At 52.4% G+C, this 16,241-nt stretch carries 13 protein-coding genes and 1 pseudogene; 11 read left to right on the top strand and 3 right to left on the bottom strand.

Annotated elements, in window-relative coordinates; all coding sequences use genetic code 11:
• The first annotated feature begins 181 nt into the window (after nt 1–181).
• Both nhaA and nhaR read left to right on the top strand, forming a co-directional pair.
• Nucleotides 182–1,348, top strand: coding sequence for a Na+/H+ antiporter NhaA (gene nhaA, locus C2U41_RS00420; protein WP_003018952.1), 1,167 nt, complete (start codon nt 182–184; stop codon nt 1,346–1,348).
• A 38-nt stretch (nt 1,349–1,386) separates the two neighbouring features.
• A complete protein-coding gene (gene nhaR / locus C2U41_RS00425; RefSeq protein WP_003018949.1) occupies nt 1,387–2,286 on the top strand; it encodes a transcriptional activator NhaR in 900 nt (299 codons plus the stop codon).
• Nucleotides 2,287–2,335: 49 nt separating this feature from the next.
• Here the strand turns inward: nhaR and C2U41_RS00430 are convergent, their stop codons facing one another.
• The 3 genes from C2U41_RS00430 to rpsT form a co-directional block, all read right to left on the bottom strand.
• A complete protein-coding gene (locus C2U41_RS00430; protein WP_003845653.1) occupies nt 2,336–4,375 on the bottom strand; it encodes a glycoside hydrolase family 31 protein in 2,040 nt (679 codons plus the stop codon).
• 40 nt (nt 4,376–4,415) lie between these two features.
• Nucleotides 4,416–5,789 (bottom strand): MFS transporter, encoded by a 1,374-nt coding sequence (locus tag C2U41_RS00435; protein ID WP_003837335.1) that lies wholly within the window; start codon nt 5,787–5,789, stop codon nt 4,416–4,418.
• 463 nt (nt 5,790–6,252) lie between these two features.
• Nucleotides 6,253–6,516 (bottom strand): 30S ribosomal protein S20, encoded by a 264-nt coding sequence (rpsT, locus tag C2U41_RS00440; protein WP_003018940.1) that lies wholly within the window; start codon nt 6,514–6,516, stop codon nt 6,253–6,255.
• A gap of 117 nt (nt 6,517–6,633) precedes the next feature.
• Between rpsT and C2U41_RS29615 the strand changes: the two are divergent.
• From C2U41_RS29615 to carA, 9 genes and pseudogenes are all read left to right on the top strand, one after another.
• Nucleotides 6,634–6,837 (top strand): annotated as a pseudogene (locus tag C2U41_RS29615) (DUF2575 domain-containing protein).
• A 7-nt stretch (nt 6,838–6,844) separates the two neighbouring features.
• The gene (gene ribF, locus C2U41_RS00450; RefSeq protein ID WP_003837336.1) at nt 6,845–7,783 is read left to right on the top strand and encodes a bifunctional riboflavin kinase/FAD synthetase; all 939 of its coding nucleotides are present in this window, start codon (nt 6,845–6,847) and stop codon (nt 7,781–7,783) included.
• Between the two features lie 37 nt (nt 7,784–7,820).
• Nucleotides 7,821–10,637, top strand: coding sequence for an isoleucine--tRNA ligase (gene ileS, locus C2U41_RS00455; protein ID WP_103848351.1), 2,817 nt, complete (start codon nt 7,821–7,823; stop codon nt 10,635–10,637).
• Nucleotides 10,637–11,134, top strand: a complete 498-nt coding sequence (lspA, locus tag C2U41_RS00460) for a signal peptidase II (RefSeq protein ID WP_003018932.1) — start codon at nt 10,637–10,639, stop codon at nt 11,132–11,134. Before ileS ends, lspA begins: the two co-directional genes overlap by 1 nt.
• Before the next feature lie 117 nt (nt 11,135–11,251).
• Nucleotides 11,252–11,701 carry an FKBP-type peptidyl-prolyl cis-trans isomerase gene (gene fkpB, locus C2U41_RS00465; protein ID WP_003018929.1) on the top strand — a complete coding sequence of 150 codons (450 nt, stop codon included), beginning with the start codon at nt 11,252–11,254 and terminating at the stop codon, nt 11,699–11,701.
• Between the two features lies 1 nt (nt 11,702).
• Entirely contained in the window at nt 11,703–12,653 is a 951-nt protein-coding gene (ispH, locus tag C2U41_RS00470) for a 4-hydroxy-3-methylbut-2-enyl diphosphate reductase (RefSeq protein ID WP_003018925.1), read from the top strand.
• 66 nt (nt 12,654–12,719) lie between these two features.
• Nucleotides 12,720–13,634: a ribonucleoside hydrolase RihC gene (rihC, locus tag C2U41_RS00475; RefSeq protein ID WP_103848352.1), complete on the top strand. Its 915-nt coding sequence runs from the start codon at nt 12,720–12,722 to the stop codon at nt 13,632–13,634.
• A gap of 173 nt (nt 13,635–13,807) precedes the next feature.
• Nucleotides 13,808–14,629, top strand: a complete 822-nt coding sequence (dapB, locus tag C2U41_RS00480) for a 4-hydroxy-tetrahydrodipicolinate reductase (protein WP_049016558.1) — start codon at nt 13,808–13,810, stop codon at nt 14,627–14,629.
• A gap of 455 nt (nt 14,630–15,084) precedes the next feature.
• Nucleotides 15,085–16,233: a glutamine-hydrolyzing carbamoyl-phosphate synthase small subunit gene (gene carA / locus C2U41_RS00485; RefSeq protein ID WP_003018918.1), complete on the top strand. Its 1,149-nt coding sequence runs from the start codon at nt 15,085–15,087 to the stop codon at nt 16,231–16,233.
• The last annotated feature ends 8 nt before the right edge of the window (nt 16,234–16,241 follow it).

Consider the following 16,241-nt stretch of genomic DNA (forward strand, 5'->3'; position numbering starts at 1 on the left):
GCCTGGGACTGAAAAGCCTCAGGCTTTTTTATTTCTGTTTTCCGCTCGGAAAATCTTTATCGACTTTATTTGGATGCATCGTAAAAACCGATCTATCAATCACAAATAATCTAATTTTAACGAGCTTTTTGAGGGTGTAAGATAGTATTTACGAAGTATTCACCCAATAGAGAGAATAAAAGTGAAACATCTGCATCGTTTTTTTAGTAGTGACGCCTCGGGGGGCATCATTCTGATCATCGCTGCCGTGGTCGCTATGCTGATGGCAAACATCGGGGTAACCAGTGGATGGTACCACGCCTTTTTGGAAACGCCCGTTCAACTGCGGGTTGGCGCGCTTGAGATCAACAAAAATATGCTGCTGTGGATCAACGACGCGTTGATGGCGGTGTTCTTCCTGTTGATTGGTCTGGAGGTGAAGCGTGAGTTGATGCAAGGCTCGCTGGCCAGCCTGCGTCAGGCAGCGTTTCCGATCATTGCCGCTATCGGGGGCATGATTGTCCCGGCGCTGCTGTACCTAGCATTCAACTATGCCGATCCCATCACCCGTGAAGGGTGGGCGATCCCGGCGGCAACGGATATCGCTTTTGCATTAGGCGTGCTGGCGCTGTTGGGCAGCCGCGTTCCGCTGGCGTTGAAAATATTCCTGATGGCGCTGGCGATTATTGATGACCTCGGCGCTATCGTAATCATCGCACTGTTCTACACCAGCGATCTCTCGCTGCTGTCGCTGGGCGTTGCCGCGTGTGCCATTCTCGTCCTGGCGGCCTTGAATCTGTGTGGCGTGAGACGTACCGGGATTTATATTCTGGTGGGCGTGGTGCTATGGACTGCGGTACTGAAGTCCGGCGTGCATGCGACGCTGGCTGGCGTGATCGTCGGTTTCTTCATTCCGTTAAAGGAAAAACACGGGCGTTCACCGGCGAAGCGACTGGAGCATGTTCTGCATCCATGGGTGGCATACCTGATCCTGCCACTGTTTGCCTTCGCCAACGCGGGCGTTTCACTGCAGGGCGTTACTATTGATGGACTGACCTCGGTGTTACCGCTGGGGATCATTGCTGGTTTGTTGATCGGTAAACCGTTGGGTATCAGTCTGTTTTGCTGGCTGGCGTTACGCCTCAAGGTGGCGCAATTGCCAGAGGGAACGAATTTCCAGCAGATTATGGCGGTCGGCATTCTGTGCGGCATTGGCTTTACGATGTCGATTTTTATCGCCAGCCTGGCGTTTGGGAACGTCGATCCTGAGCTGATTAACTGGGCGAAACTGGGGATCCTGATCGGTTCCTTGCTGTCGGCGGTAATAGGTTACTGCTGGTTACGCACCCGGTTGAACGCGTCAGCCTGACGGGATAACCCTTTTGTGACAATTTTCAGGGAGTGAGTATGTCTCATATAAACTACAACCACCTGTACTACTTTTGGCATGTCTATAAAGAAGGTTCGGTGGTTGGCGCTGCAGAAGCGCTTTATCTGACGCCGCAAACCATTACCGGACAGATTAAAGCGCTTGAGGAACGTTTGCAGGGAAAGCTGTTCAAGCGCAAGGGGCGTGGACTGGAGCCTAGTGAGTTAGGCGAATTGGTTTTTCGTTATGCGGATAAGATGTTCACCTTAAGCCAGGAAATGCTGGATATCGTGAACTACCGCAAAGAGTCTAATTTACTGTTTGATGTCGGCGTGGCGGATGCGCTATCGAAGCAGCTGGTCAGTAGCGTGCTTGATGCCGCTGTGGTTGAAGATGAACAAATCCATCTGCGTTGTTTTGAGTCAACACATGAGATGCTGTTGGATCAACTCAGTCAGCATAAGCTGGATATGATTATCTCCGACTGCCCGATCGACTCTACGCAGCAGGAAGGGCTTTTCTCAGTGCGGATAGGCGAATGCAGCGTGAGTTTTTGGTGCACCAAACCGCTGCCTGAAAAACCCTTCCCGGCCTGCCTTGAGGAGCGTCGATTACTGATCCCAGGTCGTCGTTCGATGCTTGGACGTAAGCTGCTGAACTGGATTAACTCACAAGGATTGAATGTCGAAATCCTCGGCGAGTTTGATGATGCTGCGCTGATGAAAGCGTTTGGCGCAACGCATAATGCCATTTTCGTTGCGCCTACTCTGTATTCACACAATTTCTATGCCGATGATTCTATTGTTGAAATTGGACGCGTAGAGAATGTGATGGAGGAGTATCACGCCATATTTGCGGAAAGGATGATCCAGCATCCGGCGGTGCAGCGTATTTGCAATGCGGACTACTCAGCACTGTTCAAGTCGCCACAGGTCTAAACGCCTTCATGTTGCCGGCTGCGGTGTACTAACCGCAGCCGGACTTTGACTACAGTTTCAACATATTACGATACTGCCCGCCTTCGCGGATAAATACCGGAATTCTGTTCAGGGGAGCGTCATAGCGCAGCGTTTGTCCTCCCTGATAGCTCTCGCCGGTTGCAAGATCCGTCCATGTTTCCCCTTCCGGTAGCCAAACGTCACGCTCGCGCATGCCTTCATGCATCACCGGAGCAATCAGCAGATCGGGACCAAAACAGTACTGATCGGTAATCTCCCAACTCCTTGTCTGTTCTGGGAATTCAAAAAACAGGGTGCGCATAACCGGGGCATTGCGTTGGTGTGTTTCCGCCATCACCGCTTTGATGTACGGCTTTAACTTTTCTCGCAACGTCAGACAGCCGGTCAACACTTCGCACACCTCTTCACCATAGCTCCACACTTCGTTTGCCGCCCCGGTCGGACACTGGGCAATACCGTCACGGTAAGGATGTTCTGGTAAAATCTGCGGATCGCGGTTGCCGTGCAGGCGCATCACTGGGCTAAACACGCCCCACTGGAACCAGCGAATCAGCAACTCATGAAAGTGTGGGTCGTGAATATTGCCGCCATGAAAGCCGCCAATATCTGTTGTCCACCACGGGATACCTGCAATACCCATGTTCATCCCGGCGGCAAACTGATTGCGCAGAGAACGAAACGATGAGTGGATATCACCTGACCAGACCAGCGCGCCGTATTTCTGACTTCCGGCCCAGGCGCAGCGTAGCAGGTTGATAACCTGGTCTTCGCCATCGGCTTTCATGCCGTCAAAAAAGGTTTTGGCGTACATTCGCGGGTAGATATTGCCCACTTCCAGCACCGGTCCGGCGTGGTAGCGATAATTATCGTAGTCGTAAACGCTGAACTCCGGCTCGGCTTCGTCTAGCCAGAAGAGCTTCACGCCTTTATCGTAATAGTTGCGTTTTGCTTTACCCCATACGTAGTCGCGAGCGTCGGGATGGGTGGCATCAAAGAAAGTGGTATTGCCGAGGAAATCCATATTAATTGGCAATCCGCGCTCTGTTTGCACCAGCCAGCCGTTTTCGCGCATCTCCCGATAGCTCTCGGTTCGGCTATCCACAGTTGGCCAGACGGAGACCATTAGCTCAATACCCAGCGATTTTAGCTCGGCGATCATGGCATCGGGATCGGGCCAGTCCCGCGAGTCGAACATCCAGTCCCCCTGATTTGGCCAGTGGAAGAAATCGATCACGATTACCGAGATGGGGAGATTGCGCCGTTTGTACTCGCGGGCGACGGCGAGCAACTCCTCCTGAGTGCGATAACGTAACTTGCACTGCCAGAAGCCCATGGCGTAATCCGGCATCATCGGCGGCGTGCCCGTGGCGAGCGCATACGCCCGGCTAATTTCTGCCGGGGTATCGCCAGCGGTGATCCAGTAGTCCAGCTGCTCGCTGATTTGAGCTTCCCACTCGGTCACGTTGTGGGCGAATGTCACGCGGCCGACCGCCGGATTGTTCCATAAAAATCCGTAGCCCAGGCTTGAGAGCATAAAGGGCACCGATGCCTGAGAGTTGCGCTGGGCCAGTTCGAGCACGCATCCTTTGAGATCCAGATTGGCCTGCTGATATTGGCCCATGCCGTAAATTTTTTCCCCTTCGGTGGCTTCGAAGCGGGCTTTAAGTGAATATTTCCCACCCTGAATAGGGCGGAATTCGCGTCCCTCAAGGTTGAGTGCGCTGACGTACTGGCCGTGAGAAGATTCATCCTCGCCAATTTCGCCCCGCAGGCGCCAGAACTCCTGCAACAGGGGTTTGTGTGGATGACGGTAAAAGGTAACTTGTCCTTTTTGATTGACGATAGCGATAATTTTGCCGTTGGTCATTGTCGCCTGGTGGTGCTCATAATCGATGTGGCAGTGGCTTTCTGCGACTGGCTCAGTCAATGCCCAGTCTTCATTTCTCATTACCGGCAGATGACGACCACTGCGTACGCGCAGGCTGTTCTCGCCCCAGGGTTCAATCCACAAATAGCGATCGTTTTGCTGCCAGACCAGACGACGCGGGTCATGTTGCACAAATGGCATGGTGGTGCCTCCCATATTTTGAGGGTAAAGATTAAGAAAGTTATTGGGTGATGGTTTCCAGATCGTGGCGAATCGTCTCTTCCATTGCTTCGTACTTACGGAAGAAAAGTAGCGGGATCGCCGCGAGTGCGAAGAGTAGGGCGGGCGCCCAGATAAAGGCCCAGGTAATGCCTTCCAGGCCCGCAGCGCTTTGGGCATGGTTCGGGACATAGCCAAAACTGTTCATGATCCAGGCGGCGAAAGCGGTACCCAGACCACTGCCCATCTTGATGCAGAAAGTACTGCCGAAGGCGATAAGAATGCCCGTGGCCTTGATGCCCGTTTTCCAGGCACCGAAGTCGACGGCAAAGCCCAACATGGCAAACGGCATTGAGCAGGCGATTCCGCTACCGATATTGCCGAGCACCCAGGCCGCGATGAGGAAAGGTATGTTGTCCGCCGCCAGCCACATCAAGACGCCGCCGAACGTGGCGACCAGCAAGCCTCCTACCCATATCCAGGTTTTAGCCAGGAATTTGCTAAAGAAAGGGATGGCGATGATGAACAGGATCTGAATCGTCGCCAGACTGTTAATCAGCGGAACCAGGTCTTTGCGATCGAGGTTGTAGGTCAGATAATAAACAATGGTTGTGGACCGCTGTTGCAGGGCAATCCAGAAGATCAGATTGGCCAGCACCATCAGGATCCATGGCCAGTTACCTTTCATTGCCGTGAAACTTTTTTTCATCGGCAGTTTGGGTTCTTGCTGTATTTTATCCGCATCCATTTCGCGGATATTTTTAAAGGCGAAAAGCGTTAGCGAACAGGATATCGCAGCAAACAGAATTGCCGTGTAAATAAATCCGGCATGATCATTTCCGTTGCCTAAAAATGCAACCAGGGGTAATGCTGTGGCATTCATTAATAAAACCCCAATTTGTCCCCCGGTCATTCTCCAGGAATTTAATACCAGCCGTTCCTTAGGGGACAGAGTCATTAGAGGTAATATTGCGCTGAGCGGTGTATTGAGTCCGGTAAATAAAATACTGGCAATCATGTAGGATATTGCTGCATATATGGCTTTTCCTGTCATACTGATATCTGGAGACCAAAATGACAGCGCGCTGAATACACCAAAAGGCAGCGGCAGCCATAAGAACCAGGGACGACATTTACCGTAACGTGAACGTGTTTTATCGATAATGATCCCCCAGATTGGGGCATCTATACCATCTACGATACGCGCCAACAGCAGGATGACACCTGCTACGGCGAGACTAATACCCGCAACGTCAGTGTAGAAATATAAGATGTAGGTTGAGCCGAAACAGTACAGTAGATTACCTGCCACATCCAAAGAGCCGTAGCTAATACGCTGTAGTAAAGATAATGATGCTGACCCGCAAGACTGGGTATCCTCAATAACAGAACTCATAATAATAACTCCGATATTGGTGCGATACGCCCAGAAAAACAACTTTTACTTTCCAAGCAAGTTTTAAATATTATTTTTTATGTCGTTACTGAATTTAACCTCAGATTAAAATGAGTGAGTAAGGTGTACATGGAAAGTAGTTGACCCTACCGCAGCAATCAATTATCAAATCTTACATCAGGATTGCGTTTATTCGTTTTTGAATGAGCGATGTTTCTATTTGCTAAGGTGGTCACAGTTTTTTTAATAATGAAATAAAAAAAGGAAAACAGTGAAAGAAAATAACTTTCAAGTATTACGCGACGCGACTAACTAAGGGAGGGATAGCTGAAAAAACAGGCTGGTCAGGAAGAGCGTGGGCGAGTGAGAACAACATCAGTGGTTGAAGAGAAAAACGCCAGATAGCAGGCATAAAAAAACCCGCTTTCGCGGGTTTTTTCACAAAGCGTCAACAAGCAGGCGATTAAGCCAGTTTGTTGATCTGTGCAGTCAGGTTTGCTTTATGACGTGCAGCTTTGTTTTTGTGGATCAGACCTTTAGCAGCCTGACGGTCCACGATTGGTTGCATTTCGTTAAATGCTTTCAGTGCAGTAGCTTTGTCGCCAGCTTCGATAGCTGCGTATACTTTCTTGATGAAAGTACGCATCATAGAGCGACGGCTAGCGTTGTGCTTGCGGGCCTTTTCAGACTGAACGGCGCGCTTCTTAGCTGATTTGATATTAGCCAAGGTCCAACTCCCAAGTGTGTTCTATATGGACAATTCAAAGGCCGAGGAATATGCCCTTTTAGCCTTCTTTTGTCAATGGATTTGTGCAAATAAGCGCCGTTTAAATTCCAGCACTCGTTGCGTAGTGATGGCGCAGGATTCTACCAGCTTGCGTGGCGTGAATACAGCTTTTCGACGAGAAAAATTGCATTGGTGTACCCGTGAAGGGCGTCAATTTGTTTCATAACAATGAAAACCATCCTCTTTCTGTTTCGTAGAAACAATCGCCGGTTAACCTTGACCGCGGTACAGGGTATACTTTCACGATTTTCACTGTTTTGAGCCAGACATGAAGCTGATACGAGGCATACATAATCTCAGCCAGGCCCCGCATGGGTGTGTGCTGACTATTGGTAATTTCGACGGTGTGCACCGTGGCCACCGTGCGTTGCTGCAAGGCCTACGGGAAGAAGGGCGCAAACGCAATTTACCGGTGGTGGTAATGATTTTCGAGCCACAACCGCTGGAACTGTTTGCGACGGACAAGTCACCTGCGCGCCTTACCCGCCTGCGGGAAAAACTGCGTTATCTGGCCGAATGCGGTGTGGACTACGTGCTGTGTGTGCGTTTTGACAGGCGTTTCGCCGCATTAACGGCGCAGACCTTCATCAGCGACCTGCTGGTGAAGCGCCTTGGTGTACAATTTCTTGCCGTTGGCGATGATTTCCGCTTTGGCGCTAGCCGTGCGGGCGATTTCTTGTTATTACAGGAAGCGGGCGCTGAGTATGGTTTTGATATCACCAGCACCCAAACCTTCTGTGAAGGCGGTGTGCGTATCAGCAGCACCGCAGTACGTCAGGCGCTGGCCGAAGATAACCTGCAACTGGCCGAAAGCCTGCTTGGGCATCCTTTTACTATCTCAGGACGCGTCGTTCACGGTGATGAGTTAGGGCGCACCATCGGTTTTCCGACGGCAAACTTACCGCTTCGTCGTCAGGTTTCTCCGGTGAAAGGTGTTTATGCGGTTGAAGTGATGGGACTGGGTGACAAACCGTTGCCCGGCGTCGCCAACATCGGCACCCGCCCGACGGTAGCAGGCGTACGCCAGCAGTTGGAAGTGCATCTATTGGACGTTGTAATGGACCTGTATGGTCGCCATATAGATGTAGTACTGCGTAAAAAAATACGCAGCGAACAGCGATTTGCCTCGCTGGATGAACTAAAAGCGCAGATTGCGCGTGATGAGTTGACTGCCCGTGAATTTTTTGGGCTAACAAAACCGGCTTAATGCCTATACGAGTTTTAAATACGGAACCGAGAATCTGATGAGTGACTATAAATCAACCCTGAATTTGCCGGAAACAGGGTTCCCGATGCGCGGCGATCTCGCCAAGCGCGAACCGGGAATGCTGGCGCGTTGGACTGATGATGACCTGTACGGCATCATTCGTGCGGCCAAAAAAGGCAAAAAAACCTTCATTCTGCATGATGGCCCTCCTTATGCGAATGGCAGCATTCATATTGGTCACTCGGTTAACAAGATTCTGAAAGACATTATCGTGAAGTCCAAAGGACTCACGGGCTATGACTCGCCTTACGTTCCGGGCTGGGACTGCCACGGTCTGCCGATCGAGCTGAAAGTAGAGCAGGAATACGGCAAGCCGGGCGAGAAGTTCACCGCCGCTGAGTTCCGCGCTAAATGCCGTGAATACGCTGCTACGCAGGTTGACGGTCAGCGTAAAGACTTTATCCGTCTTGGCGTACTGGGCGACTGGTCGCATCCGTACCTGACCATGGACTTCAAAACCGAAGCCAATATCATTCGCGCGCTGGGTAAAATCATCGGCAACGGTCACCTGCACAAAGGTGCGAAGCCGGTGCACTGGTGCGTTGACTGCCGTTCCGCGCTGGCGGAAGCGGAAGTTGAGTATTATGACAAAACCTCCCCGTCCATCGACGTGGCGTTCCACGCTGCCGATCAGGATGCGGTGAAAGCGAAATTTGGCGTTTCTGACGTCAACGGCCCGATCTCTCTGGTTATCTGGACCACTACCCCGTGGACGTTACCGGCGAACCGCGCAATCTCTCTGGCACCTGATTTTGACTATGCGCTGGTGCAGATTGACGGCCAGGCTGTGATTCTGGCGAAAGATATGGTTGAAAGCGTCATGCAGCGTATTGGCGCGGCTGAATACACCATTCTCGGCACAGTGAAAGGCGCTGAGCTGGAACTGCTGCACTTTACCCATCCGTTTATGGGCTTTGACGTGCCGGCTATCCTTGGCGATCACGTTACGCTGGACGCGGGTACCGGTGCGGTCCATACCGCTGGCGGTCACGGTCCGGATGACTACGTCATCAGCCAGAAATACGGTCTGGAAATCGCTAACCCGGTTGGCCCGGACGGCGCATACCTGGCGGGTACCTATCCGGATCTGGACGGTGTGAACGTCTTTAAAGCCAACGACAAAATCGTTGCGCTGCTGAGCGAAAAAGGCGCGCTGCTGCACGTTGAGAAGATGCAGCACAGCTACCCATGCTGCTGGCGTCACAAGTCACCGATCATCTTCCGTGCGACCCCGCAGTGGTTCGTCAGCATGGATCAGAAAGGCCTGCGCGCGCAGTCGCTGAAAGAGATCAAAGGCGTACAGTGGATCCCGGACTGGGGCCAGGCGCGTATTGAATCGATGGTGGCCAACCGTCCTGACTGGTGTATCTCCCGTCAGCGTACGTGGGGTGTGCCGATGTCTCTGTTTGTTCACAAAGACACCGAAGAGCTGCATCCGCGCGCTATCGAACTGATGGAAGAAGTGGCTAAACGCGTTGAAGTTGACGGCATCCAGGCGTGGTGGGATCTCGATCCGAAAGATATCCTCGGCGACGAAGCTGACCAGTATGTCAAAGTCCCGGATACGCTGGACGTGTGGTTCGACTCCGGTTCAACCCACTCATCCGTCGTGGATGTGCGTCCTGAGTTTGCGGGCCATGCGGCAGATATGTATCTGGAAGGTTCTGACCAGCACCGTGGCTGGTTCATGTCTTCCTTGATGATCTCCACCGCCATGAAAGGCAAAGCACCTTATCGCCAGGTACTGACCCACGGTTTCACCGTTGATGGTCAGGGCCGTAAGATGTCCAAATCTATCGGTAACACCGTTTCTCCGCAGGACGTGATGAACAAACTGGGCGCGGATATTCTGCGTCTTTGGGTTGCTTCTACCGACTATACTGGCGAAATGGCCGTTTCTGACGAAATCCTGAAACGTGCTGCCGACAGCTATCGTCGTATCCGTAACACCGCGCGCTTCCTGCTGGCGAACCTGAACGGGTTCGATCCGGTTAAAGACATGGTGAAACCGGAAGAGATGGTGGTGCTGGATCGTTGGGCGGTAGGTTGTGCGCAAGTGGCGCAGGACGAAATCCTGAAAGCCTATGAAGCCTATGACTTCCACGAAGTGGTACAGCGCCTGATGCGCTTCTGCTCCGTAGAAATGGGTTCGTTCTACCTCGACATCATCAAAGACCGTCAGTACACCGCGAAAGCGGACAGCGTGGCGCGTCGTAGCTGCCAGACTGCGCTGTTCCATATTGCAGAAGCGCTGGTTCGTTGGATGGCGCCGATCATGTCCTTCACCGCCGATGAAATCTGGGGCTACCTGCCGGGCGATCGTGAGAAGTACGTCTTTACCGGTGAATGGTACGAAGGTCTGTTTGGCTTAGGCGAAACCGAAGCGATGAACGATGCCTACTGGGACGAGCTGCTGAAAGTGCGCGGCGAAGTGAACAAGGTTATCGAGCAGGCGCGTGCGGATAAGAAAGTCGGCGGTTCTCTGGAAGCGGCAGTGACCCTGTACGCTGAACCTGAGCTGGCGGCGAAACTGACCGCGCTGGGTGAAGAGTTGCGTTTTGTACTGCTGACCTCAGGTGCGACGGTTGCGGATTATGCGGCTGCTCCTGCTGATGCTCAGCAGAGCGAACTGCTCAAAGGTCTGAAAATCGTACTGAGCAAAGCCGAAGGTGAGAAATGCCCGCGCTGCTGGCATTACACTACCGACGTCGGCCAGGTGGCGGAACATGCAGATATCTGCGGACGCTGTGTCAGCAACATCGCCGGTGATGGCGAACAACGTAAGTTTGCCTGATGAGTAAGCCTCTTTGTTCAACAGGACTACGCTGGCTGTGGCTGGTGGTAGTCGTGCTGATTATCGATTTAGGCAGCAAATACCTGATCCTCCAGAACTTTGCTCTGGGGGATACGGTGTCGCTGTTTCCGTCGCTTAATCTGCACTACGCGCGTAACTATGGTGCGGCGTTTAGCTTCTTAGCTGACAGCGGCGGCTGGCAACGTTGGTTCTTTGCCGGTATCGCTATCGGTATTTGCGTCATCCTGATGGTGATGATGTATCGCTCGAAGGCGACGCAGAAGCTGAACAACATCGCGTATGCGTTAATCATTGGCGGTGCGCTGGGCAACTTGTTCGATCGCCTGTGGCACGGCTTCGTGGTTGATATGATTGACTTTTACGTCGGCGACTGGCATTTCGCGACCTTCAATCTGGCCGATACAGCTATTTGTATCGGGGCGGCATTGATTGTTCTCGAAGGCTTCCTGCCGTCGAAAGAGAAAAAAGCCGCATAAAAAAATGCCGGATGGCGCTATGCTAATCCGGCCTACAATTTACTGCGATCCTTGTAGGCCCGGTAAGCGTAGCGCCACCGGGCAGACAGGCGGCAGCAATTTTAAAGAGCAACCTGCATGTCTAAATCAGTACAGAGTAACAGTGCGGTGCTGGTGCACTTCACCCTTAAGCTCGACGATGGCTCCACCGCAGAGTCAACCCGCAATAACGGCAAGCCTGCGCTGTTTCGCCTGGGCGACGGTTCTCTGTCTGAAGGACTGGAGCAACACCTGCTGGGGCTAAAAGAAGGCGATAAAACCACCTTTGCTCTGGAGCCGGATGCCGCCTTTGGCGTATCAAGTCCGGACTTAATTCAGTATTTCTCGCGTCGGGAATTTATGGACGCGGGCGAGCCAGAAATTGGCGCTATCATGCTCTTTACCGCAATGGACGGCAGTGAGATGCCTGGCGTGATCCGTGAAATCAACGGTGACTCGATCACGGTTGATTTCAACCATCCGCTGGCTGGGCATACCGTTCATTTTGATATTGAAGTGCTGGAAGTCGAACCGGCACTGGAGGCGTAAAATGCAGATCCTGTTGGCCAACCCGCGCGGTTTTTGCGCTGGCGTAGACCGCGCTATCAGCATTGTCGAAAACGCGTTGGCTATTTACGGCGCGCCGATTTATGTCCGTCATGAAGTGGTACATAACCGTTATGTGGTGGATAGCCTGCGCGAGCGCGGCGCTATTTTTATCGAGCAAATCAGCGAAGTGCCGGATGGCGCGATCCTGATTTTCTCCGCTCATGGCGTGTCTCAGGCGGTGCGTAACGAAGCCAAAGGCCGCGACCTCACGGTTTTTGATGCAACCTGTCCGCTAGTCACGAAAGTGCATATGGAAGTTGCTCGCGCCAGCCGTCGTGGCGAAGAATCCATTCTGATTGGTCACGCCGGACACCCGGAAGTTGAAGGCACGATGGGCCAGTACAGCAACCCGCAAGGCGGAATGTATCTGGTTGAATCACCAGATGATGTGCTGAAACTGAATGTGAAAAATGAAGGCAAATTATCCTTCATGACGCAGACCACGCTCTCTGTTGACGATACTTCTGACGTTATTGATGCTCTGCGTCAACGCTTCCCGAAAATTGTCGGACCGCGCAAAGACGATATCTGTTATGCCACCACCAACCGTCAGGAAGCGGTCCGTGCGCTGGCGGAACAGGCTGATGTTGTGCTGGTGGTCGGCTCGAAGAACTCCTCTAACTCCAACCGTCTGGCTGAACTGGCACAGCGAATGGGGAAAGCGGCGTATTTGATTGACGATGCGACCGACATCCAGGAAGCGTGGGTGAAAGAGGCGAAGTGCGTAGGCGTGACGGCCGGAGCCTCGGCGCCGGATATCCTGGTGCAAAACGTGATTGCTCGTCTGCAGGAACTTGGCGGTGGGGAAGCTATTCCGCTTGAAGGCCGCGAAGAGAACATCGTTTTCGAAGTGCCGAAAGAGCTGCGTGTGGATGTTCGTGAAGTAGAGTAAGTCTTTCCGGTTACGATTATGAGAAGATGCCAGACTTAACGTCTGGCATTTTTTTATGGAGAAACCATGCGCTTACCGATCATTCTTGATACCGATCCCGGCATTGATGATGCCGCCGCCATTGCCGCCGCGCTGTTTGCCCCTGAGCTGGATCTGCAACTGATGACCACGGTAGCAGGCAATGTGTCGGTGGAAAAAACCACCCGTAATGCGTTGCAACTGCTGCACTTCTGGAATGCGGATGTTCCACTGGCGCAGGGAGCATCAATGCCGCTGGTGCGGCCACTGCGTGATGCCGCTTCCGTGCACGGCGAGTCCGGTATGGAAGGGTATGAATTTGTCGAACACGACCGCCAGGCGATGGCAAAACCCGCCTTCCAGGCGATTCGCGATGCGCTGATGCATGCCCCGCAGCCCGTGACGCTGGTGGCAATTGGCCCGCTGACCAACATTGCGCTGCTGCTGACCCATTATCCTGAATGCGTATTCAACATTCACCGTCTGGTGATTATGGGCGGCTCTGCCGGGCGCGGGAACTTCACACCCAACGCCGAGTTTAATATTGCTATCGATCCCGAGGCTGCCGCGAAAGTCTTCCAGAGCGGGCTGGATATTGTGATGTGTGGGCTGGATGTTACTAACCAGGCCATGCTCGCCCCGGGCTATCTGGCGACGCTCCCCCAGCTTAACCAGACGGGAAAAATGCTGCACGCGCTGTTTAGCCATTACCGTAGCGGCAGTATGAATACGGGGCTGCGAATGCACGATCTGTGTGCCATTGCCTGGCTGGTGCGCCCGGAACTGTTTACCCTGCAGTCGTGTTTCGTGGCGGTTGAAACCCAGGGCGAATATACCTCGGGTACGACGGTGGTGGACATCGAAGGACGTCTGGGGCATCCAGCAAATGCGCAGGTTGCGTTGGGCCTGAACGTTGAAGGTTTCCAGCAGTGGGTGGCAGAGGTACTGGCGCTGGCCCCTTGATCTCCACGCTTTATAACCCGATGACGCTGCTTATTCCGTGGCGTCATGCCTTTTACTGATATCTCTGCCTGTTTATCATTAAATTCTAATTATCGACGTTTTCGGCTGGCGGCGCAGCGTTGCGCTGGTTAATCTGAAAACGATTTACGTAAAATTAACAAAAGAGAATAGCTATGCATGATGCACAAATCCGCGTTGCCATCGCGGGAGCCGGAGGACGCATGGGGCGTCAGTTGATTCAAGCCACTCTCGGCATGGATGGCGTACAGCTCGGCGCGGCGCTGGAGCGCGAAGGCTCATCCTTACTGGGAAGCGATGCCGGAGAGTTAGCGGGAGCCGGGAAAACGGGCGTTACCGTACAAAGTAGCCTTGAAGCGGTGAAAGATGATTTTGATGTTTTCATCGATTTTACCCGCCCGGAAGGCACGCTGACGCATCTGGCGTTTTGCCGCCAACACGGTAAAGGGATGGTGATTGGCACCACCGGCTTTGATGACGCGGGTAAACAGGCTATTCGTGATGCCGCGCAGGAGATTGCTATTGTTTTCGCCGCGAACTTTAGCGTCGGCGTGAACGTTATGCTTAAGCTGCTGGAGAAAGCGGCGAAAGTGATGGGCGATTACACCGATATTGAGATTATTGAAGCCCACCACCGCCATAAAGTTGATGCGCCGTCAGGCACTGCGCTGGCGATGGGCGAGGCGATTGCCGGGGCGCTGGATAAAGATCTGAAAGACTGCGCAGTCTATTCGCGTGAAGGTTACACCGGCGAGCGCGTACCGGGCACGATCGGCTTTGCCACGGTGCGGGCGGGGGATATCGTTGGTGAGCATACCGCGATGTTTGCTGATATTGGCGAGCGTATTGAGATCACGCATAAAGCGTCCAGCCGCATGACTTTTGCGAACGGCGCGGTGAGATCGGCAATTTGGCTAAAATCAAAGTCAAATGGTCTTTTTGATATGAAAGATGTGCTTGATTTACGTAATTTATAGCTTTTACTACCCTTCGTGATGTGGTTATTGTGATCATAATTATTTGATTGCATGGGGCAATATTTTATTGCCCTTTAATTTTTATCTTTTGAATATATTTTTTCTTTTAAATGAGTGTTTGTATATGTTTTGTTGGGTTTTTATGTTACCTCAATGTAAATTTTGACCAAATGGTCCACTTTTTTCTCTCCCGCATTCTGTTTTTACACTCTTTGCCTACCGCAAGCGTTTTCCACCACAAGTTAGCTGATCTTTTTGCCTGTTAAATCGTGTGATTTATCCCAGTGGCGCAAAATAATAATAAAAATTACCCTTTTGGGTAGACTTTTACGTGGGCTATCTCTAGAATGCCGCCGTTTGCCAGAAATCCATAGGTAAGCAAATTTGCATTGATTCATGAGGTGTTAATGAATTAATATGCAAATAAAGTGAGTGAATATTCTCTGGAGGGTGTTTTGATTAAGTCAGCGCTATTGGTTCTGGAAGACGGAACCCAGTTTCACGGTCGGGCCATAGGGGCAACAGGTTCGGCGGTTGGGGAAGTCGTTTTCAATACTTCAATGACCGGTTATCAAGAAATCCTCACTGATCCTTCCTATTCCCGCCAAATCGTCACTCTTACTTATCCTCATATCGGTAATGTCGGCACCAATGAAGCCGATGCAGAATCTTCACAGGTACATGCGCAAGGCCTGGTCATCCGCGACCTGCCGCTGATTGCCAGCAACTTCCGCGATACCGAAGACCTCTCTTCTTACCTGAAGCGCCATAACATTGTGGCGATTGCTGATATCGATACTCGTAAGCTGACGCGTTTGCTGCGTGAAAAGGGCGCACAGAACGGCTGCATCATCGCGGGCGATAACCCGGATGCGGCGCTGGCACTGGAAAAGGCAAAAGCTTTCCCTGGCCTGAACGGTATGGATCTGGCGAAAGAAGTGACCACCGCGGAGCCTTATAGCTGGACGCAGGGTAGCTGGACGCTGGCGGGTGACCTGCCGGAAGCAAAATCTGCCGATGAACTGCCGTTCCACGTTGTGGCTTATGATTTCGGCGCTAAACGTAACATTCTGCGTATGTTAGCGGACCGCGGCTGCCGCCTGACGGTTGTACCGGCGAAAACCTCAGCAGAAGACGTTCTGAAGATGAATCCGGACGGTATCTTCCTGTCCAACGGCCCTGGCGACCCGGCGCCGTGCGACTACGCGATTACCGCGATTCAGAAATTCCTCGAAACCGATATTCCGGTATTTGGCATCTGCCTCGGCCATCAGCTGTTGGCGCTGGCGAGCGGTGCGAAGACCATTAAGATGAAGTTTGGCCACCACGGCGGCAACCATCCGGTAAAAGATATTGATAACAACACCGTGATGATCACCGCGCAGAACCACGGTTTTGCTGTAGATGAAGCCTCCATGCCTGCCAACCTGCGCGTGACCCACAAGTCACTGTTCGACGGCACTTTGCAGGGGATTCATCGTACCGACAAACCGGCATTCAGCTTCCAGGGGCACCCTGAAGCGAGTCCGGGGCCGCACGACGCTGCACCGCTGTTCGACCACTTTATCGAGTTAATTGAGCAATACCGTCAGTCCGCGAAATAATCAGGAGT

The sequence above is a fragment of the Citrobacter freundii complex sp. CFNIH4 genome (assembly GCF_002934505.1).
GTDB classification, from domain to species: domain Bacteria; phylum Pseudomonadota; class Gammaproteobacteria; order Enterobacterales; family Enterobacteriaceae; genus Citrobacter; species Citrobacter freundii.

What these genes read in the sequence shown, in the direction of transcription:
- nhaR (WP_003018949.1), top strand. Translation starts at nt 1,387, where the DNA reads ATGTCTCATATAAACTACAACCACCTGTACTACTTTTGGCATGTCTAT.
- C2U41_RS00430 (WP_003845653.1), bottom strand. Translation starts at nt 4,375, where the DNA reads ATGCCATTTGTGCAACATGACCCGCGTCGTCTGGTCTGGCAGCAAAAC.
- C2U41_RS00435 (WP_003837335.1), bottom strand. Translation starts at nt 5,789, where the DNA reads ATGAGTTCTGTTATTGAGGATACCCAGTCTTGCGGGTCAGCATCATTA.
- ribF (WP_003837336.1), top strand. Translation starts at nt 6,845, where the DNA reads ATGAAGCTGATACGAGGCATACATAATCTCAGCCAGGCCCCGCATGGG.
- ileS (WP_103848351.1), top strand. Translation starts at nt 7,821, where the DNA reads ATGAGTGACTATAAATCAACCCTGAATTTGCCGGAAACAGGGTTCCCG.
- lspA (WP_003018932.1), top strand. Translation starts at nt 10,637, where the DNA reads ATGAGTAAGCCTCTTTGTTCAACAGGACTACGCTGGCTGTGGCTGGTG.
- fkpB (WP_003018929.1), top strand. Translation starts at nt 11,252, where the DNA reads ATGTCTAAATCAGTACAGAGTAACAGTGCGGTGCTGGTGCACTTCACC.
- ispH (WP_003018925.1), top strand. Translation starts at nt 11,703, where the DNA reads ATGCAGATCCTGTTGGCCAACCCGCGCGGTTTTTGCGCTGGCGTAGAC.
- rihC (WP_103848352.1), top strand. Translation starts at nt 12,720, where the DNA reads ATGCGCTTACCGATCATTCTTGATACCGATCCCGGCATTGATGATGCC.
- dapB (WP_049016558.1), top strand. Translation starts at nt 13,808, where the DNA reads ATGCATGATGCACAAATCCGCGTTGCCATCGCGGGAGCCGGAGGACGC.